Genomic DNA, 25,883 nt, shown 5'->3' with positions numbered 1-25,883 from the left:
TTATAATATAGAATATGTGCGACCGCGACCTTTTGTTGATAGCTGGTGTACTGATCGTATTGATCTCAGCATCCTATCAGGACCACAAGCATCGCGAAGTCCATGACATCCACTGGTGGATCATAGGGTCGATGGGAGTAATCAGCGTGATGTCGGATGCCCAAGGGGTCCACGGCATCATGATGGCGACGGCTTCTGCGATGATAGCGATAGGTATACTATGGTTGGACACGGGCAGGATGATGGGAACGATCTATTGGATCATCACTATGTGTCTTTTTCTGATACCGATATCATTCTCGTCCGATGACTGTATCGTGAGGATGGGGGTATGCATCATGGTGTCTTCCATCACATTCTATCTGATGTATGTCATGGGGATATTGAGGGGTGGCGCGGATGCGAAATGTATGATCGTCATGTCGATAGCATTCCACAGGGATGTCTCGTCATATTGTTTGACAACAATGGCAGGTTCGAACATGCCGTTCACCATGTCTTTGTTGTTCTATGCTACATCGTTCACTTCGTTGTATGCACTATCGATCATCATCGGTAATCTTCTGAAAAGGGATATCGGATTCCGTCCATGGCGCAGGATGGAGTTGGAAGAGGCAAAAGGATCACACGTATGGCTGAAACAGGATGTGGTGGATGAAAAGGTCGTGATTACAAGGGGTGGCGCGGATGAAGGCGCATACGACAGGTTGGGTTCAAAAGGCATCAAAGAGGTGTTGGTCACACCGATGATACCCTTCATCATACCGATCACTATGGCATTCGTGTTCATCACCCTTGCAGGGGATCCTCTTTGGTCGATGATCAGTTCTTTATGTTGAGATGGGCACCACAGCAGGCACATCTGTTACCATCAAGATTTTCCAGATCCACCATGTATCCCGTTCTTCTTATGACCTCGGTATCGCATTGCGGACAGATGGTATCGTTCCCGCCTTCCACCATGACATTCCCTAGATATACGAACTCGAGTCCCGCATTCATGGCGATCTCCTTGGCAGCGATCATCGTCTCGACAGGGGTCCAAGGGACATCATCCATCCCATTATCAGGATGGAATCTTGTGAAGTGGACAGGCACATCTGATGATAGCTCGTTCACGACCCATTCGGAGAAATCCGTGAGCTCCTCCATAGAATCATTGTAGCCTGGGATCAACAGGTATGTGATCTCGAGATGTACTCCGGATCCATACACCAATTTGGTGGTTCTGAGAACATCATCCAGGTTGGCATGGCATATATCTCTGTAGAACTCATTCCTGAATGCTTTTATGTCTATGTTCATAGCATTCGTTATCTTACATAGATCCTTCAGCGGCTCTTCGTTTATGAAGCCGTTCGTCACAAGTACGAGCCTGAGATCCGGATCGCATCTCATGACATCCTCTATGTATTCAAGCCAGATCATCGGTTCATTGTATGTGAAGGCGATCGAATCCATGCCTTCGGACCTGCACATGTCCACAAGTGCCTGAGGGGAGACATACGTTGTGCGTTTCTTCCCTGTCTCCCTTTGTGATATGGAGTAGTTCTGACAGTGCTTGCATGTCATACTGCAACCGATGCCGCCCACTGAGAAGATCTTGCTCTTGGGATAGTAGTGATTGAGAGGTTTCTTCTCTATGGGGTCCACGCAAAGTGATGATACCCTCCCGTAGCTGTATGCCTCTAGGAAATCCTCATTCCCGCGTCTTGTACCGCAGAGACCGTATTTCCCTATGGCGATCCTGCAGTTGTGTGGGCAGAGGTGGCAGATGTACCCATCATCGGTACGCTCATAGTACCTCGCCTCTATCTTGACAGGACTAGTAGCACCCATATCCAAGCCTCACGCATTCATCATCTTCCAGAAGGTATGCTCCGTCATCATCGGTGATGTGACCGATTATGGAGAAGAACACGCCCGTCTTCTGAAGCGTCTCTATCTCGCTCTTGGGGAATGTGAACATGAGTTCGTATTCTCCGCCCCAATTCAGTACAAGGTCCTTCTTTGGGATCCTCAATCTCTCACAGACCTCATCGACATCCTGATCGATAGGGAGGAACTCGTACACTAGCTCCATGCCGACATGACTCTGTTCGCATATCGTGTTGGCTGCGGTCGCGAGACCATCGGACAGATCGATGCAAGATGTCACCTTACCGCATTTCGAGAGTTCGATGCCCTCATAGATCAGTGGAACGGGAGTCATGAGCTTGAAGATGGCATCCTCGGCCTCCAGATTGTTCTCGATCGCTTTGAATCCTGCAGCCGCACCTCCCAATCCGCCTGTGACGGCGACTACATCGCCTATGTCTGCGCCATTGCGCATCATCGGTCTGCGTCCATCCATGGTCCCTAGTGCGGTGCATGATATCGCCCCATGGCCTGGTTTCGTATCCCCGCCTATGACCGTCGTTCCTGCGAACTCGGCGCATTGGTCTATGCCGCTCATGATATCGTACAATTCACTCTCATCCATATCATCAGGCATGGCCAACGAAGCGAGGATGCCGATCGGTCTGGCACCCATCGCAGCCAGATCGCTGAAGTTGACAGCTGCCGCCGTCCATCCGAATTTCTCATAGGACATGCCCTTGGGCATATGCCTTTCGAATGTTACTATGTCGGAGCATGCGACAACGTCCCCATCCGTGGGTATCACTGCCGCATCATCCGCAGTTCCCTTTATTCCAGGGGATGGTCTTATGACTCCCATTATGTTCTCGATGAGATGACGTTCGCCGACTTCCTTCAATGATGACATCATTGCGGAAATCCTGTCAAACGATATTAAGCATTCTTGTCGGGAATGTATCCCTATGTCTGCCAGAATTAAAGTATTATTATTGGAGTACGACATTACGAAGTCATATGGGGCGTATAAAGCGGGTTAAGAGGAATCCGTTCACCAAGATCGAGAGCAGATCACTTCACGTGTTGGGTGTGGTGCTCCTATTCACATCACTCCTTATGATACCAGCACTGGCTGTGGCGATCTGGCAGGATGAATCTACATTGCCATTCCTGATCCCGGTGATACCATGTGTCCTGATATCATCAGCTCTGATGATCTTCTTCAAGAATCCGAAGGTCATGCGCCCGGTGGATGGTATCGTCATGATCATAACCCTCTGGGCAGGGTTGTTCGTCGTAGGTACCATCCCATATCTGATCTATGGACTGTCATTCGTGGACGCGATATTCGAATCCGTTAGCGGATTCACCACGGCAGGTGCGACGATATTGCCGGATGTCGCATCATTGCCTCAGAGCATGTTGTTGTGGAGAGCACTCACCCAGTGGGTGGGAGGTATCATCATCGTCACGATGTTCATGTTCATCATGCCGATGGTCGTATCCGGCGGCCGTAGTCTGTTACAGAATGAGATGTCGGGTTCGGGTTCCGGTAACCTATATCTCAAGATGGAGAGTGCGGCGAAGCAGTATGTTTCCGTCTATGTCATACTGACGGCGGCATTCTTTGTAATCCTGATGCTTCTGGGCCTATCATGGTTGGAGGCTAGCACGATATCGCTATGCGTCATCTGTACCGGCGGATTCATGATAACGAGCGATAGTTTCGCATCATATGGCGTGCTCGTCAAGATAGCTGTCATGATCTTCATGCTGATCAGCGCCACCAACTTCTATCTTCAGTACAAAGTGTTCGTCAAACGTGAGTTCGGTGCCATCCGCAAGAATGAGGAGTTCCGTTTCATGGTATTGTTCTTCTCGGCCGTGAGCGCATTGGTACTCGTCACGATGTTCATGAACGGACGCGGGACCGGGAATGTATTGGAATCTGTTGTCGATGTCCTGTTCTCCGTGGTATCGATAGGTACGACTACGGGATTCACCACCGTGGACTATACGACCGGATGGCCATTCATCGGGATGTCCTTGTTGTTGGTGGTCATGTTCATAGGAGGTTCCACTGGATCCACCGCGGGAGGTATCAAGATCTCCAGAGCATTGATAGTGCTCAAATCCATGCTGAATGAGGTCAGACAGGCAGTCCATCCCAATGCTGTCTACAGCGTGAGGTTCGATGGCAGAGGTGCTGACGAAGGCGTCGTACGCAGCGCTACAGTCGTAGCGCTCATGTTCATAATAACCATCTTCGTGGGAGCTATGGTGATGGACATGGAGATGGAGATGGGCGAGGCACTCTTCGCATCATGCGCATTGGTCTCCGGTACAGGCCCAGGCATGGGAGCGTTGTTCGGTAACTATTGTGCGATGTCAGGCGGTATGAAGCTGTTCTCATGCGGTCTCATGTTCCTAGGACGTGTCGAGATCGTTGCCATATTGGTCATCTTCACCAAAGGATTCTGGAAGGAACTGTTGGGAATAAGCAGTATGCTCGAGTTCAGGGAGAAGGTCCTGAGCGTACCGCATATGATCGTATCCCGTATCATCCGCAAGAAGGACGATGCGACATCGGATGATATCGGTCCGGAACCAGAACAGGCATCCATACCGAAGGATTGACGTACATCTTCGCGCGCACGCATTATATACTTTCTACTGGTTAATGCGTTCAGTCCTATGATAGTGGATATAAAGTACGGAAAGGATGAGATTCAGAAGACGGAGATCCCGGACGAGAATCTCATAGGCATCTTCTACCCAAAGGATGTCACATGCGGTTCGCCAGATGAGGTCATCAATGAATCCATCGACAACCCGATCGGTTACGATTCTTTGGATGAGTTCCTCAACGGCGGAGAGGATATAGTGTTCATCGTCAATGATGGAACAAGACCGACACCAACAGCGAAGGTACTCGATGCGCTTTCGAAGAGGATGGATCTCAGGAAAGCGAGATACATCATCGCCACAGGCAATCATAGAGATATGACTCCTGAGGAGTACGATTTCGTATTCGGTAAGCACTACGATGAGCTGAAGGACAGGATCATCTGCCACAACGCGAAGGAATCGGAATGTGTCTACCTAGGCAACTCCAAGAATGGTACGCCCATGGAGATCAACAGGGTAGCTGTCGATTCGGACCGTTTGGTCATAATCACAAGCGTGGAGCCGCATTATTTCGCAGGTTACACAGGCGGTAGGAAATCGTTCCTTCCCGGAGTGGCTTCGTTCAGGACCATCGAAGCGAATCACAGATTGGCCATGAGGCCTGAGGCACAGGCATTGGCATTGGACGGTAACCCTGTGCACGAGGATATGATGGATGCCCTAGAACAGGTCAAGGGTAAGAAGATCTTCTCGATACAGATCGTCATGGATAGGCACCAGAGCATCTACAAATGTGCCTCTGGGGATCTGAATGGAGCATTCAAGACAGCGGTCGGATGGGCAGAAGAGGTGTTCTGCGTACCCATCCCAGAGAAAGCTGACATGGTGATATCCGTCGCACCATATCCGATGGATGTCGACCTATACCAATCGCAGAAAGCCTTGGATAACGGTAAATGGGCACTGAAGGAAGGCGGGAAGATCGTCATGGTCTCGAAATGCAGAGAAGGCATAGGCCATGAGACGTTCTTACAGCAGTTGTCATCCTCCAAGGATCCGAAGATCGTGCTGGAGAACCTCAACAAGGAGTATAAGTTAGGATACCATAAGGCCGCCAAGATGGCGGAGATCGCCACATGGGCCGACATCTGGGCAGTGACCGGATTGGACAAGAAGCTCATGAGTGATGCCAACATGACGCCCTTCGATACCGTCGACGATGCCGTGAAAGAGGCATTGAAGGAGAACAAGGATGCGAAGATAATCATCCTCATGGATGGAAGCGTCACAATACCGATGGTGAATTAGATGACATTTGAAACAGATAGATTGGAATTGGTCAGGAATGCTGTCAATGTATGTACGATGTGCGGATTCTGTAAGAGCGTATGTCCGTCATTCAAGGCCATTGGTTGGGATTCAGCATTGTCCAGGGGACGTATCGTACTGACATACGGATTGTTGAACGGAGAGATAGAACCTGACGACTCCGTCGTTGAGAACATGTACACATGTACGACATGTGCGGATTGTGTACGCAGATGTCCTTCGAAGGTGAAGATCGTCGATATAATCGAACTGTGCAGAGCGGATCTCGTGAAGAACGGTCACATCCTGCCGAAGCACAAAGCGATGTGCGATAACATTCTGAAATACAACAATCCGTACGGAGAGGAGAAATCTGTCGTTGAGACTCTTGGCAGGACTCCGAAGAAGGCGGAGATCGGTTATTTCGCAGGTTGTACCGCCACATACAGGTCGAAGAAGACCTCACAGGCCTCGCTCTCGATATTGGACAAACTCGGTGTCGATTATACGACGGTCGACGAGATCTGCTGCGGTTCGGTGATGCAGAGGGTCGGTTGGGATATCGAAGATGTGAAGAGATACATGCAGAAGAACGTCGATGCGATCACTTCGATGGGCGTAAAGACATTGGTACTCTCATGCGCAGGATGTTACAGGATGTTCAAAGAGGAATACCCGAAATTCGTGGATGTTCCATTCGAAGTCAAACACATGACAGAATTCCTTGCCGAGCAGGAACTCAAGCTCAAACCCATGGAGGGCGTGGTGACATATCACGACCCATGTCACTTAGGAAGGCACGCAGGCGTGTATGACGCACCCAGGAAGGTGATCTCCATGATCCCTGGTATCGAATTCAAGGAGATGGAGTTCAACAAGGCGACAAGCCATTGCTGCGGAGGAGGCGGAGGCGTACGTTCAGCATACCCCGAGGAATCCAAGAAGATAGCGGCCACAAGGGTGGACGAGGCTTTGGCTGTCGGTGCTAAGACGATCATCACGGCATGTCCGTTCTGCGTCAGTAACTTGATATTCGGTTCGGAGGACAAGGATGTCAAGGTCATCGATCTTATGGAGATCGTGGACGAACTGTTATGACGAAGGTCATGGGCATCCTGAACATGACTCCCGACTCATTCTCGGATGGTGGGAAGCATAAGGAGGATGCATTGGAATTCGCCCTAGGGATGGTGGATGCAGGTGCCGATATCATAGATATCGGCGGAGAATCCACCAGACCCGGGGCCACTCCCGTCGATGCTGACGAGGAGATCAGAAGGATCATCCCGATAATCAAGGAATTGTCATCGGTATCGGATGTCAAGATCTCCGTGGATACCATGAAGACGGAGGTTGCGGCCAAAGCGTTGGGTGCAGGTGCAGATATCATCAACGATGTCTACGGCCTTCGTGCCGATGGTATGATGGAACTCATAGCATCGGCTGGCGTACCTGCAGTGATAATGCACATGTCGGGCATGCCATTGACGATGCAGGATAATCCACTGGGAGTTGAATCCGATCAATCCATCGTCGATTTTCTAAGAGAGAGGAAGGAGTGCGCATTGGATCATGGCATCAGGGAGATCATAATGGATCCCGGGATAGGATTCGGCAAGACTCCAGAGCTGAACATGCACATAATCGACAACTCATCGGAGTATTCCCTCGGATGTCCGGTGTTGATCGGGGCTTCAAGGAAAAGATTCCTCTCATTGTATTATCCCGATATGGAAGCGGATGATGCTACAGTACGTGTGACCATGCGTGCCATAGGATCCGGTGCGGACATAGTCAGGGTACATAACGTACCTGCGATGGTCGACGCCATATCAAAGAAATAATTTCATCAATACGCCTGCGATGAACAATCCGCCCAGTGTCGTTGCGATCATCGCATAGAACTTGATATCCTTCTTCTTGTCTGCCTTCTCCTGTTCTATGAAGAGTTCTCTGCAATAATCGTCACAGAATTCTTCTCCGTATCTTATCGGGTCCCCGCAGTATCTGCAGTGATCATGTTCGGGCAGTTGCATATCCATATGAACGGTTGTTTGGTATTTAGGCATATCCGATAGTTCTGTTCTTTGTAGTCATCTTCATTTTTCACGTGTTCTGGATGAAGTATTATATTTATATTATATATTCATAATATCTTAGATATAATATGTGATATGATGATCCACGTAGGCTTCGAGGATGATGACAGATACGACCGTATGAGGCGGTTCGAATGGATGGATATCGACAGGATACAGTCCGCTCGCTGTATGGTCGTTGGTGCAGGGGCTTTGGGCAACGAGGTCATCAAGGACATGGTCCTTGCGGGATTCAAGAGGATAATGGTCGTGGATATGGATGATATCGTACCATCCAATCTGAGCAGGTGTCTGTTCTTCAGGGAGGCTGACGTGAAAGTCTCTGGAAAGGCGGAGATCGTAGCGAAGAGAGGTATGGAACTCGATCCGTCCTGTTCGATAACAGGTATACATTCCAATGTGGAGGATGTGGTCGATTGGGATTACGACCTGATCATCGGCTGTGTGGATAATCTCAAGGCAAGGATGCATGTCAACGCGCACGCATATCATCACGGGGTACCGTTCATCGATGGGGCCATAGATGGATTCATCGGGAAGGTACAGGTGATAGTTCCAGGGGGGCCGTGTTTGGAATGTACGCTCAATCGTACCCATGTGAAACTCATGGAGATGAGGTTCACATGTACAGGCAACGGGGAGGCATTCGTCCCTAAGAAAGCATCGGACATCACTACTGCATCAATCATCGCAGCGATACAGGTGAGGGAGGCATTGAAGTTGATGTCCGATAAGCAGGAGCTATGCATACGCGACATATTGTATTACGACGGAATGAGTGGGAACATGGGCATCTACACTGTACCTGTTTCCACCTCCTGTCCGAACCACAGGTGTGTAGATGAGTCTGATAATAACAGTGAAGAACATGGCTAACGGCTCCACGATAAGGATGGAGGTCGAGTTAGAGGATAGGATCGGAGAGATAATCTGTAGTGCTGCAGAGTATTGGAAGAAGGACGCAGGAGCATTCGTCCTGAAGAAGGGGAGATCATTGTTGATATCAACGATGACGATGCATGAAGCAGGCATCGTGACCGATGACATGCTGGAGATGATCCCGGATCCAGAGGGTGGAGCATGAGTTATCCGAAAGAGATCGTCCTTCGGAGACTGATCAATGAGTTGAGGGATTGTTCGGACTTCATGGATGGAAATATAGAGATAGATCCCGAGAACACTGAGTTACCATTGACCATAGGCATGAAGATAACGGACACATTGGCCTATGCGACAAGGGACAAGGTGGTCTCTGAACATGAATTCTCCGTGACGATAACCAAGGACTATGGTCAATGCAAGCCCGAGGTCAGGTGGAAGACCGAGATATTCCATCCGAATATCATGAGTCCGAAGGATGGAGGATTGGTATGCATAAAGATGTTGAACGAGTGGACCTATGGTACGAGATTGTCATCATTTCTAAATGGGATAATGACATTGTTGGTCGAGCCGAACGTTGCAAGTCCATTCGGGACGGATTCGTGCAAGAAGGCCGCTGAATTCTTCGCTTCGAAGGGAAAGGCAAGGATAAGCGCCAGCGTAAAGTGATATCATGAGGATCGTTTCATCGGACAAGGGATGTGTGGAGTACAGGAAGAGGATGGTGAGGTCAGCAAAGATATTCGTTCCGGAACATGTGTTGTCCGAGATGACTGACCATGCACAGGCTGGTCTTGATGAGGGGTCCGAGGTCATAGGGTTGATCATAGGCGAGGTCTATGAGGATGATGGCGGGAAGTATGCTATCATTCACAGGACGACGACATCGGTCCTTTTGGCAGATAGCAGACATGCAGAATTCGATGAGAGGTTCTTCGACGAGATGTTCGCTTCCATGGAATTCGTTGGACGTGAATGTGTGGTGGGATGGTATCATTCCCATCTCGATCTCGGCTGCTACATGTCACCAGTGGATGTGAGGACACAGGACGGGATATTCTCTGGAGAATTCGGATTCGCGATAGTGATCGATCCTGTCAGACGTGAATTGAAGGTGTTCGATACTACGATCGGAGATCCACAACCGATCGACATGGTCATAATGGAAGCTGATTAGACCCAAATCGCATGTCTTCTGCGCATGGCATCCTCATCCATGCCTTTCCTTTCCATGATGGATGGGACGAGACTGTCGAAGAATATGCTGACGCTATCCTCGAAAATCGTTCCGAGAGGCGCATACTTCGCATCCTTATTCCCGTTATGATCGACGATTATAGCAAGATTCGATGCATGTGCAAGTTTGTTCTTCGCATTACTGGTAAGACATGCGACTCTGCACCCTATGCGTCTTGCGATGTTAGCAGTCTGTACGGCGGACATGGTCTCACCTGTGTTGGAGATGAGGATGGTGAGATCGTCCTTGCTTATGATCGGTGTCGTCATATCCCCGATGAAATGTACATCGAGTCCTATCTGTACAAGACGTACTGCGAACAGTTGCCCTACGAGTCCAGACCTTCCTGCGCCATATATGAAAACGGTCTTGGCCTTCACAATCTCATCTATGAGCTTCGTCTGTGATTCAGCATCGATGGACGATACCGTTCCTCTGATCTGATCGAGGATGTATTCCAAAGAATCGTTGGACATCTCATTCCTCTGCGGCGGCAGATTCCTCTTTCCTCTTCATCCTGAGCGCTTTGGCGACCTTCTTGCTGAGGTATCTCTCGTGGATGATCCTCATGTACATCGCATCGTGTTCCAAGAGCGGTGAGGATGAGATGACCGTCATATCGGGCCTCATGTCAACGAGACACTCGGCGAGGGTCTCGAATTTGAGATCCCCTTTCTTTATCGGTGTAAGCCTGAGTTCATTACCGTCCGAGTGTTCAGCACCTGCGAAGAGTGTGTGCAGGTGACCGTTACAATACGGTTCGGCCTGTTCTATCACATATTGGAAGTCCTCGGTCTCAAGGAGCGATCCGCCTGTACGCGAGTGGTAGTGCGGCCAATTGATCACGGGGACAAGTCCTTTGATGTTATGGCAGACGTCCAACACCTGCTCCAACGAACCGAAGACCTCCTGCTGTCCTGTGATCTCTATTCCGAGCTTTGGTTTCAATCCCTCGTCCTTCCACCACTCCATGAGCGCATCCACATTGTTGTAGATGTTAGCTTCAGATGCCTCTTCGTCATTTATATCGCTGTAGAGTCCGAGGTTGGTGACGACGATATCTCCTCCCAAGGCATTCTCGATGAGAGCCGCGTGCCTTATGCTGTTGAGACAATCGTCGGTGAGGGGCGAGTCCGATGCAAGATCGATGTAATTCGGCGTATGTAGTGACACTCCCACATCCAATTCCTTCGCAAGATCGCCTATCTCATACAACTCACCGAAGTTAGATGCGAATGCAGATGTCATCTGCACGAGGATATCATCCTCCTCGACAGGGATATTCAGATCGGTGATGGGTTCTTCGTCACGTATGACTTCGATGATGAAACGACCTTCGAGATCCTTCGCGGGTATCCCGATATCTTCCTCGTCGGGATATATGTCCACGGTTCCAGATCTGACCATTTGAATCTCGAGAGCCGTGAGACTGAGGTTGTGGACATCCTCTATCCCATCTCTCAATGTGCGTCCTTTACAAGAAAGTGGTATTCCAGCCGGGCCGAATCTTATCATCTGTAATACACCGTGAATGGGCTTATTGCATACCTGTATAAATCCATGTCGAGAAAATGATATAAGCATGATCGATCATCGGCACGTACGCTAAGGTATGTGCCAGGCATATGTTGTACTCTGAAAATACATTCAGATTTGCATATTGGCCGTATCCACTGTGGGCACTTTCCCTTCTTATTAGAGTAATGTAAAAGGGGGCAACCTTTATTAACAACGTCCCCATTGAGCGGTTACCCAATGTCGGGAGAGTCAGTAAAATGAAGCCACAGAGTTTCAACAAAACAGACCCTTCTCTCATTGCTTTGATCGATGATCTTAAAGCAAAAGAGAGGGAGAACGGGGCTGCTATCTGGCGAGACATTGCTAAGAGGCTCGAGAAACCCAGGAGGAACTGGGCAGAGACTAATCTTAGCAAACTTGACAGATATGCCGAGGACGGACAGACGATCATAATCGCCGGTAAGGTCCTTGCGGCAGGTAGCATCAGTAAGAAGATCACAGTTGCAGCATATGCTTTCTCAGCAGCAGCGAAGGAAGCCATCGTAGCAGCAGGCGGAAAAGCTATCACGATTTCAGAGTTGGTAGCGGAGAACCCCAAGGGCTCTAACGTCAGGATCATGAGGTGATTTGGATGGTTACAGTCATTGATGGAAGGAACGCAGTGCTCGGAAGGCTTGGAAGCGTCGTCGCAGAGAGGATCATGAACGGTGAGGAGATCGTCGTTGTGAACTCGGAAGCAATCGTCGTCACAGGCGAGAGAGATGTGATCTTCGCAGATTACAAAGCAAGAGTGGACCGTGGAGATACGACAAAGAGGAAAGGACCGTTCTACCCCCGTAGGGCAGATCTTCTCTTCAAGAGGAGTGTCCGTGGAATGATCCCCTGGACGACAACGTCTGGTAGGGATGCATTCAGGAGACTTCACGTGTTCGTAGGCACACCGAAGCAGTTCGAAGAGGTCGACAAAGAGAAGGTCGACTTCGCAATGAAGAAGGTCACAGGCAAATACACTACCCTTGGAGCGATCTCAAAGTTCCTCGGTTCAAAGGTTAGGTGATTCCAATGGATTGCGTCAACACAAGCGGAAAAAGGAAAACAGCAGTTGCAAGGGCAGTCGTGAAAGAGGGTACCGGTAAGGTCACCATCAACAAGGTTCCGATCGCATTGTACACACCCGAGCTTGCAAGGCTCAAGATCCAGGAACCCCTCGGACTCGCAGGAGACAAATCGGCAAAGGTCGACATCTCCGTTACAGTCCAGGGCGGAGGAGTCATGGGCCAGGCAACAGCTGTCAGGACAGCTATCGCAAGGGGTATGTGCGAATTCTTCAAGGACGACGAGCTCGAGGAGACATACAGGTCATACGACAGATCCCTCATCATCAACGATGACAGAAGGAAGCTGCCTAAGAACCCGATGGGTCCTGGTGCACGTGCAAAGAAGCAGAAGTCATACAGGTGATTTGATAACATGATCATTCCCGTAAGGTGTTTCACATGCGGTAAGGTCGTTGGATCGGCCTATCCTGAATATGTAAGACGTGTTGGAATGGGAGAGGATCCTCAGAAGGTCCTCGACGACCTCGGTCTCGAGAGATACTGTTGCCGTAGGATGATCATTTCACACGCTAACCTCATCGAAGAGATCTCTACTCTTGGATGAAGGGCTTGCGATTCATCTAAATCCAAACTTTTTACCTTAAACCTTTTACACATGGGCCCGTGGGGTAGCTTGGTATCCTTCTTGCTTGGGGTGTAAGTAACTCCAGTTCAAATCTGGGCGGGCCCACCAGTATCTGTTGTGTTTTTATTCTTGTTTCATGATAATATGACCAATGATTATGGTTGGATGTTAAATCTAAGTACATAGTTATAGGGAACGATGATTCATGATGGTAACAAGGGGGGGGGGGACCTGAGCATCTTTGGAAAGGGAAGAGGCTCTATTGCTTCAAATGCGGCCATCAGTGGATATCACGTTCTGAGACGAGGCCGAACGTCTGTCCGAAATGTCACATCCGTCGTTATGATATCCCTCCTGATAAGTACACATGCAAGTCATGCGGAGCCGAATGGAAACCAGGATGTGTGGATGACATCTGTCCGAAATGTGGTCATGCGATCACGGAAGGAACGTCCGTAAGAGAACATTCATGCAATCAATGCGGTCACATATGGACATCCAGGAATTCTGAACCTCCGGTGAGATGTCCCAACTGTAAGACAAGGAATTGGAATGAACCGAAGGTCCCGCAGTTCCTTTGTCATAAGTGCGGTTATGTCTGGAAGAGCAGGATAGGGTATCCGAATATGTGTCCTTCATGTAGATCCAAGAATTGGGATAAGGACACATTCAAATTGAAATGCTTCAAATGCGGCCATAAATGGGTGTTGAACGAGGGGATGGAACCCGATTCCGTCACGTCATGCCCTTCATGCAGATCAAAGAAATGGAATCAATTGCCGAATACATCCGAATGCGTCAGATGCGGTAGATTATTCATCGTTGGAAGGAAGAGGAATGTCTGTCCGGAATGTCGCGGATCACCTGGATGTAAAAGATGCGAATGCGGTTTCTGTGGAGCTGAATGGATCTCGGAGAATGATAAGGAGGATGTCTGTCCGATATGCGGAGAGATATTGTCGAAGGAAGGTTCATCCGAGAAGTTGATCGAATTATGGAAGAATGAAGAGTATAGGCTGAACTATCTTTTCAAGGACGGTATCGGTTGTATATATCTCTGGAGAGGGAAGCGCCCAGAGGCATGCAGATACATGGAAAAGATGCTCGATAAGTGGAATCTTTCATTCAACACGGCCATAGGCCGTGCCAAGTCCGAAAGATACAGAAGATTTTGGGAATCAATCATAGAGGATATGCTGTCACACAAGGATGATTTCAGAGAGAACATCCCATACTTGATGCGGCGTTTGAGATTGGATCCGAAGCAATCGGAGATACTTGCGTTGCATTTCACGGGAATGAGCCTTGAAACGATATCTCTGAGATTGGGAAGGCCCCTCAAGGAAATCAGGCATGAATTCACGAGGATACAGGCCGCATACAATGAATGTGGGATAATTGTGAACGATTCAGTGTACACTGAGAATCCCATGTCGTTGTACGATCACGATCCACGAATCATTGGTACATGAAGTTACATAGATTCCTTAGATAGTAAATGGGAAGTCGAAAATGATACATTGTCTGTCATTTTGGATAGATAATCTATATGGTGATAACCAGAATTGGTTGTATCATCCATTGACCAGGGGTGTGCAGGGTTGATCGATGAGAATGATTATCAGATAGGAATGAGGCGTTTGGAACGCATCATAAATCAGAATCAGAGTTGTGAAAGCACTGATAATAATCCGATCAACCAATGCAAGCTCTGCGGATATGTTTGGAACACTGGGGGAAATGACGAGAAACCCAAGATATGTCCGTTATGCAGATCCACGCTATGGGATTGCGAAGAAGCCAGGAAGGTCAAGTGTTTAAGATGCGGATATATCTGGCTGACGAAGAAGAATCCTTCGAAGTGTCCATCCTGTGGGAGTAAGAGATGGAACAAGGAGACACTGGCGATCATCTGTAAGAAGTGCGGGATGCGCTGGGAGGACAAGGTGAAGGATGGGATCCCAATATCATGTCCTGTCTGTGGCGATCTTGAATCGGATGAGTATAAGGTCGGCAGGATCCGTAAGGAATCATTGAAGGACGTGACCGATCACAGAAAGAGAAGCATTCCTTTGAATGAGAAAATCCTCAAAGAGATGTGGGATACCGAAGACGATCTGTACAGAACAGTCCTCTTAAGAAAACATGGGCTTACGCCAGAGCAAGCAGATATAATCGTCAGATTCGATCGTGACGAATCCGTCCCCGAGATCGCATCCAGCATGGGTATATCTGTATCAGAAGTCATGGATTCCGTGATTCAGTACATGAAGCTCTGCGAATCGCTGGGAGTAAAGTCATGGAACTGATGTATGACAACAACTGTGGCCCGGTAGCAAGATATTCTGACGCACATCTGTTCCTGGTATTGGACATCCTTCAGAGGAGAGGGCATATCGGCAGGAAGGGATTGATGGAGGATACCGGACTCGGAGAAGGAAGCACCAGAGGGATGCTCAAGGTTCTGAAGGATTGGAAATGGGTCGAGATAAAACAGACCGGTGTCTTCATCACGGAATTCGGCAGGCAGAGTTTCGAGAAATTCAAGATGAGATACACGGACGTTCTCAATGTGAATTATGCCGAGGGAAAATATCAGCAGGGGATCATCATCGAAGGTGTGGCCTACAAGGTGACCAACGGGATGGAACAGAGGGATCTTGCCGTAAGGAATGGGGCGACTGGTGCCGCAACATTCGTGATGAGGGATGACAGAGTGATATTCCCGAAGAATTGGGATGTCGATAAGAACGATCCAAGATTCGCCGAGGAGATAAGGGCCGCCGGAATGAAGAACGAGGACGTATTGATCCTAGTGGATTCGAACGATGCGAATCGGCTTAGGGTGATGGCAGCAGCGGTCGGATTGGCGATGAGATGAGATCCTTAGGCTCTTGAGATCCTAGGGACACGAGGTTTCTTGAACAATCTGCCGATGTGGCGACATCGACTATAATTTTCTATTTCTGTTGTGCAGGGACACATAGTTCATTCCCTTCTCATCATGGAGTCTCATACAGAGAGTCGCCTTGCCTATCTGGGGTGCACCTGTTATCAATGTGATGGGGCGGAGAGATATGCTATGGAGTATCTGAGGATAGATGACCCGTTCTATCATGGGTAAAGGATGGAGTTAGAAGTTTATGAAAATTCGGAATCAGATTCCGATTTTGCATGAAATATCATTTTGACATGATCGATTTGAGAGTCTATGATATTGGTGCTGGCATCGGCGTAAAGCCATTATAATCAATGGAATTTGATTTGCTAGGGACGATACTATATATACGGATGTCTGAAATCAGACAATTTGTATTTTGGCCGTCAAAGGGGGTAGAATTCGAACAGGGGTTTATATGCTATGAAAATGCGTATAGTAAACGAACTTTCTTGAGAAAGCAAGAAGGCCTAGATCACACAGAACAAAGGAGGTGTGGTAAGTGTCTCTTAGAAATTTTCTGAGAGGTAAAGTCAGTAACAAGATTGCAAGGAAAGTTCAGGGCAATATCAATCGGTCTTATGAAAGGGTTGGTGTGCAAATGATAAACGATTTACATTAATGGAGATCAAAGGTGATTATCCATGCAAAAGAAAGTAATTGCAGCAATGGTGGCCTTAATGATGGTTGCCACAGGAATCGTCATTCTCGAGATGACACAGGAGTCCGATGCTAGTGCAACGGATGGGCTTGCGACATACAATTTCTTCTTTGCTAAGCAAGGAGATACAAGTTGGACAACGCATCAGGGAAGTGGATACAATGCATTCATTGCATTGAAGGCAGTTTTAGATAATGAGGAAACTGGGTACACAGCAAATGAGAATTATACAGCTACGGTTGATAATTATACAACAATCAACTCATCGTACGGGCAGTTTACATCAATTGATGGCTTGATTGGCTCCACATATTCTGTATTTATGTATTCGAAAGTAACGGAATCATGGATTCCTGGCCCTACAACAGCATTGGGATTTTATCAGGCATATAGTGACTATGATGCCAATCTTAGGACAGCAAACATAATCATTTATGATGGAGTGATCACAACAGCTCAGGCAATTGGAATAGCACTTCCTAGCGGAAACAATCTCGCTAGTATATATGATGTGACGACGACTAATGCATTTAAGGTAACATTCCATATTTCTATTGCAAACGTTACCGCTCGCCCAACTAGTGTGTCCGAAGCGGATTGGAATTATGCAGTAGTACATCAGGGGACATATTATGGATACGGATCCAACTGTTATCTGGCCCTTCAGAATGCTATTTCAAGTGCATACGGGAACAATTCCATGTACAACACTAGCAATGGGGGAATCAATGTCAGTAGTTATGGATATGTTTCATCGATGATGGGTGTCAAAGAGGCAAACACATCAACTGAAACTCAGTCGATTTGGGACTACTGGTCGATCTATATCGGTTCATCAATTGCCCAGGATGGTTCAAATTATTCACTGTTCACAGGTGGATTTTTGACTCCTTTGTCTGGACTTGGAAGCCAATACGAATGCAGTGAATTGTGCTATCAGTTCGTGCACTCAGTATACCCCTGAGTGAAACGGCCTTGCCTGCATATTGCAGGCAGGCCACCATCACATGAAAACAAACTAGGTTTGATAGCAATCAGCGTGAGAAGCCTGGTTAAAACCTTTTTCACTTATGGTTAAAGTTTGGAAAAAGATGATCAATCAATCATTTAATTTCTGGCGAGATGGCTAGCGATTGCAAGACGGATGGATTAACATCCATTATCAGCAGTCGTTGTTACTGTTTCACCTTATCATGGCCTGTAGTGAATTAGACGGATGGTGGGAAAATGAATAAGAAATTGATAGGTTTGGCATTAGTATCTGCAATCTTGATCTTTGGTTGCATAATGATTTTTTTATCTGATGCTGACGCCAACGCGGGTTCTGTGACTATAAATGGTTATTCTCCAGCTGATAATTATGTTAAAGCAGGGAACGAAGTGTATGGCATAGGGTATTATTTATTGGATAGTGAAGACAATCCAACTTATGCAACTTTTGTAGGAATTTGGAGACTCAGTGGAGATAATAATAGTGCTACCTTTACTATTGCTTCATATCTGATTAAATCAGAAAAAGGATATGAGGCTAAGTACGACAACACTCAGGCCGATGGGAGGATTCCAGTCACTAATGTTGAAGGTAAGTGTGTAAAAAACGGCGGAGAGGAAACTCTTCGTAGTTTACTTGGATATAGATGGAGTGAAACAACCGTGGATGAGGGCGGAAATACCATTTATAAAGAATATGGGGTTAGATTTTTTGGTAAAAATGAAGGGACTACTGTTAATTCAAATAGCGATAACCCATCTACGAGTAGCACCGTTTTGAAACTTACAATACCAGCTACCATTAAGACAATTTCTGGTAGTAATACTTTGAAAATGAATAAAACTTCTTTGGATTTCAAAGAACGTACAGCAGAACAAAGTTTATCAATCGGATCTGGTGTTATTTCTGCAAGTTATTCGGGGGAGGATGTCAATGAGATACGTTTCCCTGATAATACAATTTTCATGAAAGATGCATTCAGTAATACTACTCGTAATTTGGACATCTATATAGGTGCGAATAGTAAGTTTGTGGATGATTTGAATAATGTGGATAATGATGGCAATGAAGTGATTACTAAGTTAACGAACGGAAGGATATATTCTGAAACTCATTTGAGCAGTCTTCTAAATGGTCATGGTGCAGGAAGTAACAAGTTCTATCAGTCAGTTTCTGCTGGAATATTTGACGAGATGCCCACATATTTGGCTGGATACTATCTGAAGGATATGGATAACTTTATAGTGGACTATGCGAAAAATATTGGGGATAATTTGGATGCTTATGTCATCTTTGATGACAAAGTAAAGGACAAACTAGATACAACTGAAACAAGAATCCAAAAGGATGGAACCAAGATATCTTTAACAGTCGTTAAGAAAGATAGTAGCATCAATCTCCAGGTTCAGTATGAAAATAACATATCAAGGGAGAATGATGGCGTTTTTGACATTAGTAAGGTATCGAAGTCTACAATCATACAAGTAAAATTGACTGATTGGAATGTTATGTGCATGTTGGATGATAATACTGTTTTTAAAACAGTTATCGTCGAGGATGGTGCAACATTTAACATAGAGGGAACACCGTCTAAAGATGGCGTGGTGTTCAACGGTTGGCAATTGGGCGATTCGGATTACGATTTTGGTGCCCCAGTTAGGTCTGACCTTACTTTAGTCGCTAAGTGGGCCGATGGGTATCTCCTGACCATTTCTTCATTATCATCAATAGTGTCTGTTTCGGGTGTTGGCAACGATGATTTGAATGAATATGGGATGATTAAACCCAATGGTTCTATCAAATTATCATTGCCTGATTTTGAAAAGATTGAGATAAGGCAGTGGTCCATTGCCAGCGGTAATTCTGATGTGGTGGATATTGAAGCTCCTGGTGTATATGGAAACATATCTTTGTCAAATAATTACAGAGAGTTGACAATCTCATCAATCAATTCGGATGTTGTTGTGGATTTGGATGCCATTTATATTTCCGAATCCCATGCTCCTACGCACATAGTTTCTGTTAACACACCTTCAAACGTCGCTGATTTGGTACAGAAGTGGGCCATAGGAACTGGACAGACATCTAACAATCAGAATATGTGGGCTGGCGGATCAAGTGAGCCATTGATTCTTGGAGATTATGCATATGTGCGTATGGGAGCTTCACTGTTCAAGATCGATACAAATAATGGAAATGTTGTTGCCACTGCAGAGTCTGGGTTGACATATGCATTCTTCCATAACTTGGGGTACCTTGGTAATGGATACATCGTTGATTATGTGACAGAAAATGTATATGATATGGATTTAAAGTCTGCTGGATTCAAAGTATCAGGGAAGGTTGTATTCGATGATGCGAATAAGATTGCTTATTCATTCAGTCCAAAAGATGATGTAACCAACAGTTCAGCTAAGATTTCATTGTACAATCCTTACGTAAAGAGTATTGAGAGAGGTTATCTTAAACCGGTATGGACGAAGGATATTGATCACGGGCTGTACATCAATCAAGGTGGCCCATCTTTGCCCTTAATTCTCGACGGTAGTGTTTATTGGTTGTCAGGAGAGAAGTATGATGATGGGAAGAATAAGATATGGATCAGTGTTGCATCATATACTGGTGATTCGAAGATAGAATCTTGTGAGATAGGTGGATTAAAGGGCCTTCTTCTCGATAACGGGTGGATTACTACTGATGGTGAGTTGATTTACGTTACCAGTTATGGTGTTCCATTATTATCTGGTTCAGGCTTGGGCCAAGGCAAAGTGGCTGTATTATCAAAGGATCTCAAAACAGTGAAAACATTGTTTTTGAAAGGAAGTAGCGAAGTCACATCAGGCATGGTGTTTGTAGATGGTCTAGCATTTGTGAAGGTCGGCGCAGATGTGTATGTGTATAAAAAAGATGCCATCACTGGTGCTGCAGATGATGCAATACCTGAGGCACTTAATTCAATTAAAAGTGTAAAATCCCATGGTTCGATAGTTGTGAATAAATGTGGTACAGCCAATGAATATTACATCTATTATGCAACATATGATGATGGAAAAATCCACATCATCAAGTATGATTCAGAAACCAATGTTTTCACAGATTCTGTGATGAATGATCTTCACACATATTGTTCACAAGGAATAAGAGTTTCACAGAGCGGTAATCTAATCTACTATGATGACACAGGAAAATTGTATGGATATGTTTCAGTCAAGAACAACACATATCTTTATGTGATCGACGATGGTAGCAACAAGATACTCGTAGAGAGCAAAGGGGCGGACCCTGCATCCGCATTATCGTCGTCGGGATATGGTTTTGTGACCAATGGCATTTTAAACGGGGTAAAAATATCTGCAGATGGTGAATTTGATAGTAGTTATTCATTGTTTGTTTTAGATTATGGCGTGTGGAAACCTATCGATAATAAAGATTTGTTATCTCAGGAGCACGGAAATACCTGGCTTATCACAAAATCGAAAGATTCACTTCCAGATAATACTACTTCTTTGTCATTGGCAGGAACTGATGTTGCAGTAACCTTGGATTATGCGATTGGTAATAGAGTCGATGTCAATTTTGGAAATGTCAAAATCGAATCGCCATATGCTTCATACAATGGGATGGTAGTAAGAATCTTTACTGATACAACAGAGGTTTTGACAATCAAGTCGAATCCAGAAGATTTGAATATAATATCTCACGGCCCAGGTAATGTGAGTTATTCATTCGTGATGCCAAATCAGGATGTTATTTTGACTGGTAATCAGCCTATCAAGTATACTGTAACATTTGTCAACGATGATGGAACTGTGTTGAAGACCACGCAATACGTTGCAGGTACCTTTGCATCCAGTATTGTAATGCCAGAGAATCCGACAAAAAAGGCAGACACTCAGTATACATACACATTCAGTGGATGGAATCCTGAGATTGCTGATGTTACTGGTAATGTGACCTATAAGGCAACATACACAAAATCGCCTATCTCATCTGGTGGAGTCAAATACACTTTGACTGGTACGGAGAGCATCTCCGGAGCCAATATGGTGATTGATCTGGACATCACTCGTTCATCAGGCGATATCAACATCTCCAACGCACGTCTCCTCGTGATTGCCATGTACGAAGGCGGAATATCTGTCAACGTATATTCAAAAGTGGATTTGGCATCGGATGGTTCTGCATCAGAACAGGTTGTTGTGAGTAAAGACAGACTACTCACAATCACTGTAAAGATGCTTGACGGGATACCAGTTAGTGGCCAACCATTCGATAACTTCGGTTCCTACGAATATAAGAAATCGGGTTCCTGAGGTGAATTTACATGGAAAGAACAAGGATGACTTTGATAGTTGCCATGATAGCGTTAGCCACCATTGCATTCTGCGGAATCATCCAGGAATCCGAAGGGGGCGGAAGTAGTTCGCTTTCGATTGATAAAGTGGATTACGATCCCTCCCTCGGAACCCTTACCATCGAAGGAACAGCCTTGTCGTCATCCATTGAAGCTTGTGTGGTAGCTGAGAACTATATCTCTCAATATTTCTCGTTCTTTCCTGATAACGGGCATTTTTCAGGTCAAATGAGAGTCGGAGATTTGAAACCAGGTGTTGCTAAGGTAACTGTATTCACATCAGCTACAACAAAGGCAGAAAAATCGTTCATTGTACCGAGCCTGTACATATCGTCAGTCAATTATGATTCTGAAAAAGGGATCGTTACTGTGAGTGGAGTATCAACTGAAAGGTCTGTAGAGATCTCTATAAAATCTCCTACTGGCGATCCCACTCCATACTACTCGTTCATTACGGAGGATGAGCTTTTCAGCGGAGAGATGAATGTTGGTGTTCTGGTTGCCGGAGATTATGAGGTGACTGCCTTCACGTCGTCTTCAAATGTCGCTAAAAAGACATTTACTGTATCCGGAACAATCATTCATGCTACGGGCATAAGTTTGGATAGGCATAAGGTCGATATCACTGCTACAAATAGTACATCATTAGTAGCCACGGTATCGCCATCGAATGCAACAGATAGTGTCATTTGGAGTACAAGTAATAACTTGATCGTCGAAGTAAGTCAAAATGGATTACTGATTCCAAAGGCTTGCGGTAAAGCAACGATCAAGGTAAAAGCTGGCGAATTTGAAGATACGTGTGAAGTTTCCGTAGGGTATGCACAACTGTTGATAAGCAGTGCTGAGATCTCCCTGTATGTTGGAGATTCATCCGATATCTCGATCACTGTACCAAGTGGATACGATGAATCTGATAAATCCAAATATGTCTGGAGGATCTCTTCAGGACAAGGGAAAATATCGTTGGATCATGACGGCAAGGTCGCAAACGTATCCGCAAAATATCCTGGAATGGCTGTAATCACTGCTATCTATGATAACCTCTATGAAGCGTCTTGTGAGATAAAGATATCAGAGAGGCCCCCGTCTACAGATACCTATGAGTATACATTCTTGATACGTATGGATTTCTGTGCTGAAGATGCGATTACAGGGGATTCTGGATTCGATGCCGCCTCTTTGAAGGATGGTGTGGTAATCAGTGCAGTGTCTACAGATGCGGGAACTGCATTGGAAAAGGCATTAAATGATAGCAAGATCCCCTGTATTTTCTTCAGCGGTGCTGGTGGTGGAGATGTTGGCACTGTTTATCACTGGGTGGATAACATATTTGGATTAGGTGACTATCAGTATTCAAACGGAACGTGGAGATATTGGATCCAATATCATAACGGCGTGTACAATAATCTGACCTTGGGTTACTACAAGGAGGGCGGTCATTTCGAAATAATCTATGGTATGACAGGCGCCCCTGATTCTGATAATGATGCCCCTGTGATAATGCCTGCTACAGTTCCTGAAGTTTCATTGACATATAATGGAAAGGAACAGGTTGGTATTCCAGATACATCGATGTACACTGTGAAATCAGGAGGTACAGGAAAGGACATAGGGGAATATCGGGCCGTACTATCATTGAAACCTGGATATGCATGGGCAGATCTGAGGGTCGCTGATGACGATTCAGCATTTGGAGACAAGGTGATTCAATGGCAGATTGTTTCTGGAGGTTCAACAGAACCAACTGATCCAGACGATCCTCCAGGGCCTGAGCCTATCGAACCTAGTATTCCTGACGCTCCGAACGATCACCTTGACCCCACGGATCCAACTGTAACGGTCGAGAAAGATTCCATTCAGAATGCCGATGGTACGACAACGAACGTCCAAACGCTTACCAAGACCGAAGAGGACGGAAAGACCACTACAACTGTGATCACCACCACTCCTCAGAATGATGGAACGGTCGAGGAGATCAAATCCACATCCAATTCTCAGACGAATGAGGGCGGAATAAAGACTGAATCATCCCTTGAGACAGTCACTATCAAAGATCCCAATGGGGGTGTGAAATCCGAGACTCACATCGAGGTCAGCGTGATAGACACCACCGGTTCTTCAGGTACAGGCACTAAGGGAGTCACCATAACTGCCAATGATAAGGGCGGAAACGCCACTGTCAAGGCAGAGTATCAGGAAGGTTCTCAGTCCGCGTCAGTCGTCACCGAGGTCAAGACCTCAGAGGAGAACGGACAGATAGTAATCTCTCATGAATCCCTTGATGTCGCTCTGAAGATGCAGGAGATGTATTCCAAGAAGATCGTCAACGAGAATGAATCCGTCAAGGATGCGACCAAAGTCATCCAAGTCGGATCAGAATCGTCCGATGCGAATGTCAAGTTGTCATCAGATATCGTCAAGAAGATAGCGGATGCCGATTCTGCCATCCTCGTTTCCGGTACGGCCGGAAGCATGGAGGTCAGTAAGGGCGTGATGTCCAACATCTCCGAATACGATAACATCGCGATATCGGTCGCTAAAGCCATCGAGGATATCCTTACGGATGAACAGAAGGCTGCTATAAACAGTGATGCCACTGTCGTCAAGGTCAAGGTCATGTCAGGTGACAAGAGCATCGGTGACAAGCTCAATGGAGAGATAACCATCAGCATCAAGCACGTTACAGCACCCGGAATGGTGCCTGTGGCGTACTATGTGCATGATGATGGTACGATGGAGAAGGTCGATGGAAAATACAACATGAAGAACAATGAGATGGCCGTCAAGACCACACACTGTTCGATATATGCTGTCATCGATGAGGCTCCGGAGTCATCGGATGGCAACATCCTGTTGTACGCAGGGATCGCGATAGCAGCAGTGATCATCATTGCTGCGATAGCAACATTCATGCTCAGGAGGCGTTAAGAACAACCAACACAAACAGGTCCGTTTCGTCATGGGGCGGACCGCCTTATCTTTTTTTTTCATTCAATCTATTTCAATACGACAAACATAGTCGTCGATTCCTACGAACATTCAGAACTTAACTGAATTACGATTAACTTAATTACGTTTCAGTTAAACCACATATTATCTAGTCGGAATCGTTCTTCTTATCATGGACTTCATAGGCAGGGAGAAGGAGACATCGTGAGGTGGATCTCTTTACCTCTATACGTCTCATGGATATGTCGAATTAATCCAGAGATCATTCCATCTTAAGATGAGTTTCTTCTCATTTCCCAAGACGTTTTTGAAGACGGATCAAGTAGTCATTTCCAGCTTCAGTAGTATTATGAATAACTTGGAATTGAGATGTGAGTCCACAGCGTAAGTAACCGCTATCTTTCAGAGAGTATATGATCTGATGATAATCCTCGAATTCCTCGTTAGAAAGAATGCCACCTTCTTTGTAGGTTTCAAGGATGTGCCTTTCAGCTTTCAATACATCATGGTCTGAATGTTCACTCATCCAAACCATTGACTTGACCTGTCTTTCCATGCTAGTTTTGCTGGTCATGAATGCATTCCTCCTTTTGTTGTAGTTTTGCGCGGAGTTGAGTTCTCGTATGCAAAACAAACACTCTCTTTTGTTCAATGGTATGCTATCGCGCGTATATGTATGCGGCCCATAATCAATGATTTCTCTCCAACCTCAGAGGTGTTTCGTTTCTCTGAAGTCACACGTTTCTGAGCGTTACGAAGTGGCTTTGCCTATAGC

General features: G+C 46.2%; 25 protein-coding genes and 1 tRNA gene. 20 read left to right on the top strand and 6 right to left on the bottom strand.

All coding sequences use genetic code 11. The features are described from left to right. Positions 1–14 precede the first annotated feature (14 nt). Positions 15–839 (top strand): hypothetical protein, encoded by an 825-nt coding sequence (locus ACI2NF_RS01715; RefSeq protein WP_400210989.1) that lies wholly within the window; start codon positions 15–17, stop codon positions 837–839. On the opposite strand, the gene amrS is transcribed toward ACI2NF_RS01715, so the two are convergent. Beyond that, positions 823–1,839 carry an AmmeMemoRadiSam system radical SAM enzyme gene (amrS, locus tag ACI2NF_RS01710; protein WP_400210988.1) on the bottom strand — a complete coding sequence of 339 codons (1,017 nt, stop codon included), beginning with the start codon at positions 1,837–1,839 and terminating at the stop codon, positions 823–825. The genes ACI2NF_RS01715 and amrS overlap by 17 nt on opposite strands. Beyond that, positions 1,826–2,767 carry a thiamine-phosphate kinase gene (gene thiL / locus ACI2NF_RS01705; protein WP_400146837.1) on the bottom strand — a complete coding sequence of 314 codons (942 nt, stop codon included), beginning with the start codon at positions 2,765–2,767 and terminating at the stop codon, positions 1,826–1,828. The genes amrS and thiL overlap by 14 nt, the downstream gene beginning before the upstream one ends. 107 nt (positions 2,768–2,874) lie before the next feature. On the opposite strand from thiL, the gene ACI2NF_RS01700 reads away from it, so the two are divergent. The 4 genes from ACI2NF_RS01700 to folP are packed head-to-tail and all read left to right on the top strand — an operon-like array spanning position 2,875 to position 7,637. After that, positions 2,875–4,494: a TrkH family potassium uptake protein gene (locus tag ACI2NF_RS01700; protein WP_400146835.1), complete on the top strand. Its 1,620-nt coding sequence runs from the start codon at positions 2,875–2,877 to the stop codon at positions 4,492–4,494. 57 nt (positions 4,495–4,551) lie between these two features. Beyond that, positions 4,552–5,793, top strand: coding sequence for a nickel-dependent lactate racemase (larA, locus tag ACI2NF_RS01695; RefSeq protein WP_400151072.1), 1,242 nt, complete (start codon positions 4,552–4,554; stop codon positions 5,791–5,793). Then, positions 5,794–6,891: a (Fe-S)-binding protein gene (locus ACI2NF_RS01690; protein WP_177971626.1), complete on the top strand. Its 1,098-nt coding sequence runs from the start codon at positions 5,794–5,796 to the stop codon at positions 6,889–6,891. After that, the gene (gene folP / locus ACI2NF_RS01685; RefSeq protein ID WP_400151070.1) at positions 6,888–7,637 is read left to right on the top strand and encodes a dihydropteroate synthase; all 750 of its coding nucleotides are present in this window, start codon (positions 6,888–6,890) and stop codon (positions 7,635–7,637) included. The genes ACI2NF_RS01690 and folP overlap by 4 nt, the downstream gene beginning before the upstream one ends. Here the strand turns inward: folP and ACI2NF_RS01680 are convergent. After that, on the bottom strand, positions 7,626–7,835 hold the full coding sequence (locus tag ACI2NF_RS01680) for a DUF2116 family Zn-ribbon domain-containing protein (RefSeq protein WP_400149685.1): 210 nt from the start codon (positions 7,833–7,835) through the stop codon (positions 7,626–7,628). The genes folP and ACI2NF_RS01680 overlap by 12 nt on opposite strands. 132 nt (positions 7,836–7,967) lie before the next feature. Here ACI2NF_RS01680 and ACI2NF_RS01675 point away from each other — a divergent pair, with 132 nt between their 5' ends. The 4 genes from ACI2NF_RS01675 to ACI2NF_RS01660 are packed head-to-tail and all read left to right on the top strand — an operon-like array spanning position 7,968 to position 9,951. Then, the gene (locus ACI2NF_RS01675; protein WP_400210987.1) at positions 7,968–8,768 is read left to right on the top strand and encodes a ThiF family adenylyltransferase; all 801 of its coding nucleotides are present in this window, start codon (positions 7,968–7,970) and stop codon (positions 8,766–8,768) included. Beyond that, a complete protein-coding gene (locus ACI2NF_RS01670) occupies positions 8,734–8,976 on the top strand; it encodes a hypothetical protein (protein ID WP_177971629.1) in 243 nt (80 codons plus the stop codon). Before ACI2NF_RS01675 ends, ACI2NF_RS01670 begins: the two co-directional genes overlap by 35 nt. Then, positions 8,973–9,443 carry a ubiquitin-conjugating enzyme E2 gene (locus ACI2NF_RS01665; RefSeq protein WP_177971630.1) on the top strand — a complete coding sequence of 157 codons (471 nt, stop codon included), beginning with the start codon at positions 8,973–8,975 and terminating at the stop codon, positions 9,441–9,443. The genes ACI2NF_RS01670 and ACI2NF_RS01665 overlap by 4 nt, the downstream gene beginning before the upstream one ends. A 4-nt stretch (positions 9,444–9,447) precedes the next feature. Further along, positions 9,448–9,951, top strand: a complete 504-nt coding sequence (locus ACI2NF_RS01660; RefSeq protein ID WP_400206829.1) for a hypothetical protein — start codon at positions 9,448–9,450, stop codon at positions 9,949–9,951. Here ACI2NF_RS01660 and hxlB read toward each other — a convergent pair. Next, positions 9,948–10,487, bottom strand: a complete 540-nt coding sequence (gene hxlB / locus ACI2NF_RS01655; RefSeq protein ID WP_400148374.1) for a 6-phospho-3-hexuloisomerase — start codon at positions 10,485–10,487, stop codon at positions 9,948–9,950. The genes ACI2NF_RS01660 and hxlB overlap by 4 nt on opposite strands. Before the next feature lies 1 nt (position 10,488). Then, complete coding sequence (locus ACI2NF_RS01650) at positions 10,489–11,526, bottom strand: TIM barrel protein (protein WP_400148372.1); 1,038 nt, start codon at positions 11,524–11,526, stop codon at positions 10,489–10,491. A gap of 260 nt (positions 11,527–11,786) precedes the next feature. Here ACI2NF_RS01650 and ACI2NF_RS01645 point away from each other — a divergent pair, with 260 nt between their 5' ends. The 11 genes from ACI2NF_RS01645 (at position 11,787) to ACI2NF_RS01595 (ending at position 25,087) form a co-directional block, all read left to right on the top strand. Then, entirely contained in the window at positions 11,787–12,155 is a 369-nt protein-coding gene (locus ACI2NF_RS01645; protein WP_177971634.1) for a 50S ribosomal protein L18e, read from the top strand. A 5-nt stretch (positions 12,156–12,160) separates the two neighbouring features. Beyond that, the gene (gene rplM, locus ACI2NF_RS01640; RefSeq protein ID WP_400148370.1) at positions 12,161–12,586 is read left to right on the top strand and encodes a 50S ribosomal protein L13; all 426 of its coding nucleotides are present in this window, start codon (positions 12,161–12,163) and stop codon (positions 12,584–12,586) included. A gap of 5 nt (positions 12,587–12,591) precedes the next feature. Then, positions 12,592–12,990, top strand: a complete 399-nt coding sequence (locus ACI2NF_RS01635; protein ID WP_177971636.1) for a 30S ribosomal protein S9 — start codon at positions 12,592–12,594, stop codon at positions 12,988–12,990. 9 nt (positions 12,991–12,999) lie between these two features. Next, positions 13,000–13,191 carry a DNA-directed RNA polymerase subunit N gene (locus ACI2NF_RS01630; protein WP_177971637.1) on the top strand — a complete coding sequence of 64 codons (192 nt, stop codon included), beginning with the start codon at positions 13,000–13,002 and terminating at the stop codon, positions 13,189–13,191. A gap of 53 nt (positions 13,192–13,244) precedes the next feature. Beyond that, a tRNA-Pro gene (locus tag ACI2NF_RS01625) sits at positions 13,245–13,320 on the top strand. Between the two features lie 296 nt (positions 13,321–13,616). Beyond that, positions 13,617–14,684, top strand: a complete 1,068-nt coding sequence (locus ACI2NF_RS01620; protein WP_400210986.1) for a hypothetical protein — start codon at positions 13,617–13,619, stop codon at positions 14,682–14,684. 129 nt (positions 14,685–14,813) lie between these two features. After that, complete coding sequence (locus ACI2NF_RS01615) at positions 14,814–15,521, top strand: hypothetical protein (RefSeq protein ID WP_400210985.1); 708 nt, start codon at positions 14,814–14,816, stop codon at positions 15,519–15,521. Beyond that, complete coding sequence (locus ACI2NF_RS01610) at positions 15,512–16,093, top strand: DUF4443 domain-containing protein (protein ID WP_400148364.1); 582 nt, start codon at positions 15,512–15,514, stop codon at positions 16,091–16,093. The genes ACI2NF_RS01615 and ACI2NF_RS01610 overlap by 10 nt, the downstream gene beginning before the upstream one ends. Before the next feature lie 701 nt (positions 16,094–16,794). Then, positions 16,795–17,775 (top strand): hypothetical protein, encoded by a 981-nt coding sequence (locus ACI2NF_RS01605; protein ID WP_400210984.1) that lies wholly within the window; start codon positions 16,795–16,797, stop codon positions 17,773–17,775. 263 nt (positions 17,776–18,038) lie between these two features. Continuing rightward, positions 18,039–22,115, top strand: a complete 4,077-nt coding sequence (locus ACI2NF_RS01600) for an InlB B-repeat-containing protein (protein ID WP_400210983.1) — start codon at positions 18,039–18,041, stop codon at positions 22,113–22,115. 11 nt (positions 22,116–22,126) lie between these two features. After that, positions 22,127–25,087, top strand: a complete 2,961-nt coding sequence (locus ACI2NF_RS01595) for an Ig-like domain-containing protein (protein ID WP_400210982.1) — start codon at positions 22,127–22,129, stop codon at positions 25,085–25,087. A gap of 310 nt (positions 25,088–25,397) precedes the next feature. Here the strand turns inward: ACI2NF_RS01595 and ACI2NF_RS01590 are convergent, their stop codons facing one another. Continuing rightward, on the bottom strand, positions 25,398–25,682 hold the full coding sequence (locus ACI2NF_RS01590) for a hypothetical protein (protein ID WP_177971646.1): 285 nt from the start codon (positions 25,680–25,682) through the stop codon (positions 25,398–25,400). Positions 25,683–25,883 lie beyond the last annotated feature (201 nt).

It is taken from the genome of Candidatus Methanarcanum hacksteinii (genome assembly GCF_964305265.1).
Lineage (GTDB): Archaea > Thermoplasmatota > Thermoplasmata > Methanomassiliicoccales > Methanomethylophilaceae > Methanarcanum > Methanarcanum hacksteinii.
Note: the sequence above shows the minus strand (reverse complement) of the source record. Positions and strands in the feature narration are given on the sequence as shown.

Bases quoted from the DNA above. Each gene is read 5' to 3' on its own strand.
- ACI2NF_RS01715 (WP_400210989.1), top strand. From the start codon at position 15: ATGTGCGACCGCGACCTTTTGTTGATAGCTGGTGTACTGATCGTATTG.
- amrS (WP_400210988.1), bottom strand. From the start codon at position 1,839: ATGGGTGCTACTAGTCCTGTCAAGATAGAGGCGAGGTACTATGAGCGT.
- thiL (WP_400146837.1), bottom strand. From the start codon at position 2,767: ATGTCATCATTGAAGGAAGTCGGCGAACGTCATCTCATCGAGAACATA.
- ACI2NF_RS01700 (WP_400146835.1), top strand. From the start codon at position 2,875: ATGGGGCGTATAAAGCGGGTTAAGAGGAATCCGTTCACCAAGATCGAG.
- larA (WP_400151072.1), top strand. From the start codon at position 4,552: ATGATAGTGGATATAAAGTACGGAAAGGATGAGATTCAGAAGACGGAG.
- ACI2NF_RS01690 (WP_177971626.1), top strand. From the start codon at position 5,794: ATGACATTTGAAACAGATAGATTGGAATTGGTCAGGAATGCTGTCAAT.
- folP (WP_400151070.1), top strand. From the start codon at position 6,888: ATGACGAAGGTCATGGGCATCCTGAACATGACTCCCGACTCATTCTCG.
- ACI2NF_RS01680 (WP_400149685.1), bottom strand. From the start codon at position 7,835: ATGGATATGCAACTGCCCGAACATGATCACTGCAGATACTGCGGGGAC.
- ACI2NF_RS01675 (WP_400210987.1), top strand. From the start codon at position 7,968: ATGATGATCCACGTAGGCTTCGAGGATGATGACAGATACGACCGTATG.
- ACI2NF_RS01670 (WP_177971629.1), top strand. From the start codon at position 8,734: ATGAGTCTGATAATAACAGTGAAGAACATGGCTAACGGCTCCACGATA.
- ACI2NF_RS01665 (WP_177971630.1), top strand. From the start codon at position 8,973: ATGAGTTATCCGAAAGAGATCGTCCTTCGGAGACTGATCAATGAGTTG.
- ACI2NF_RS01660 (WP_400206829.1), top strand. From the start codon at position 9,448: ATGAGGATCGTTTCATCGGACAAGGGATGTGTGGAGTACAGGAAGAGG.
- hxlB (WP_400148374.1), bottom strand. From the start codon at position 10,487: ATGTCCAACGATTCTTTGGAATACATCCTCGATCAGATCAGAGGAACG.
- ACI2NF_RS01650 (WP_400148372.1), bottom strand. From the start codon at position 11,526: ATGATAAGATTCGGCCCGGCTGGAATACCACTTTCTTGTAAAGGACGC.
- ACI2NF_RS01645 (WP_177971634.1), top strand. From the start codon at position 11,787: ATGAAGCCACAGAGTTTCAACAAAACAGACCCTTCTCTCATTGCTTTG.
- rplM (WP_400148370.1), top strand. From the start codon at position 12,161: ATGGTTACAGTCATTGATGGAAGGAACGCAGTGCTCGGAAGGCTTGGA.
- ACI2NF_RS01635 (WP_177971636.1), top strand. From the start codon at position 12,592: ATGGATTGCGTCAACACAAGCGGAAAAAGGAAAACAGCAGTTGCAAGG.
- ACI2NF_RS01630 (WP_177971637.1), top strand. From the start codon at position 13,000: ATGATCATTCCCGTAAGGTGTTTCACATGCGGTAAGGTCGTTGGATCG.
- ACI2NF_RS01610 (WP_400148364.1), top strand. From the start codon at position 15,512: ATGGAACTGATGTATGACAACAACTGTGGCCCGGTAGCAAGATATTCT.
- ACI2NF_RS01605 (WP_400210984.1), top strand. From the start codon at position 16,795: ATGCAAAAGAAAGTAATTGCAGCAATGGTGGCCTTAATGATGGTTGCC.
- ACI2NF_RS01600 (WP_400210983.1), top strand. From the start codon at position 18,039: ATGAATAAGAAATTGATAGGTTTGGCATTAGTATCTGCAATCTTGATC.
- ACI2NF_RS01595 (WP_400210982.1), top strand. From the start codon at position 22,127: ATGGAAAGAACAAGGATGACTTTGATAGTTGCCATGATAGCGTTAGCC.
- ACI2NF_RS01590 (WP_177971646.1), bottom strand. From the start codon at position 25,682: ATGACCAGCAAAACTAGCATGGAAAGACAGGTCAAGTCAATGGTTTGG.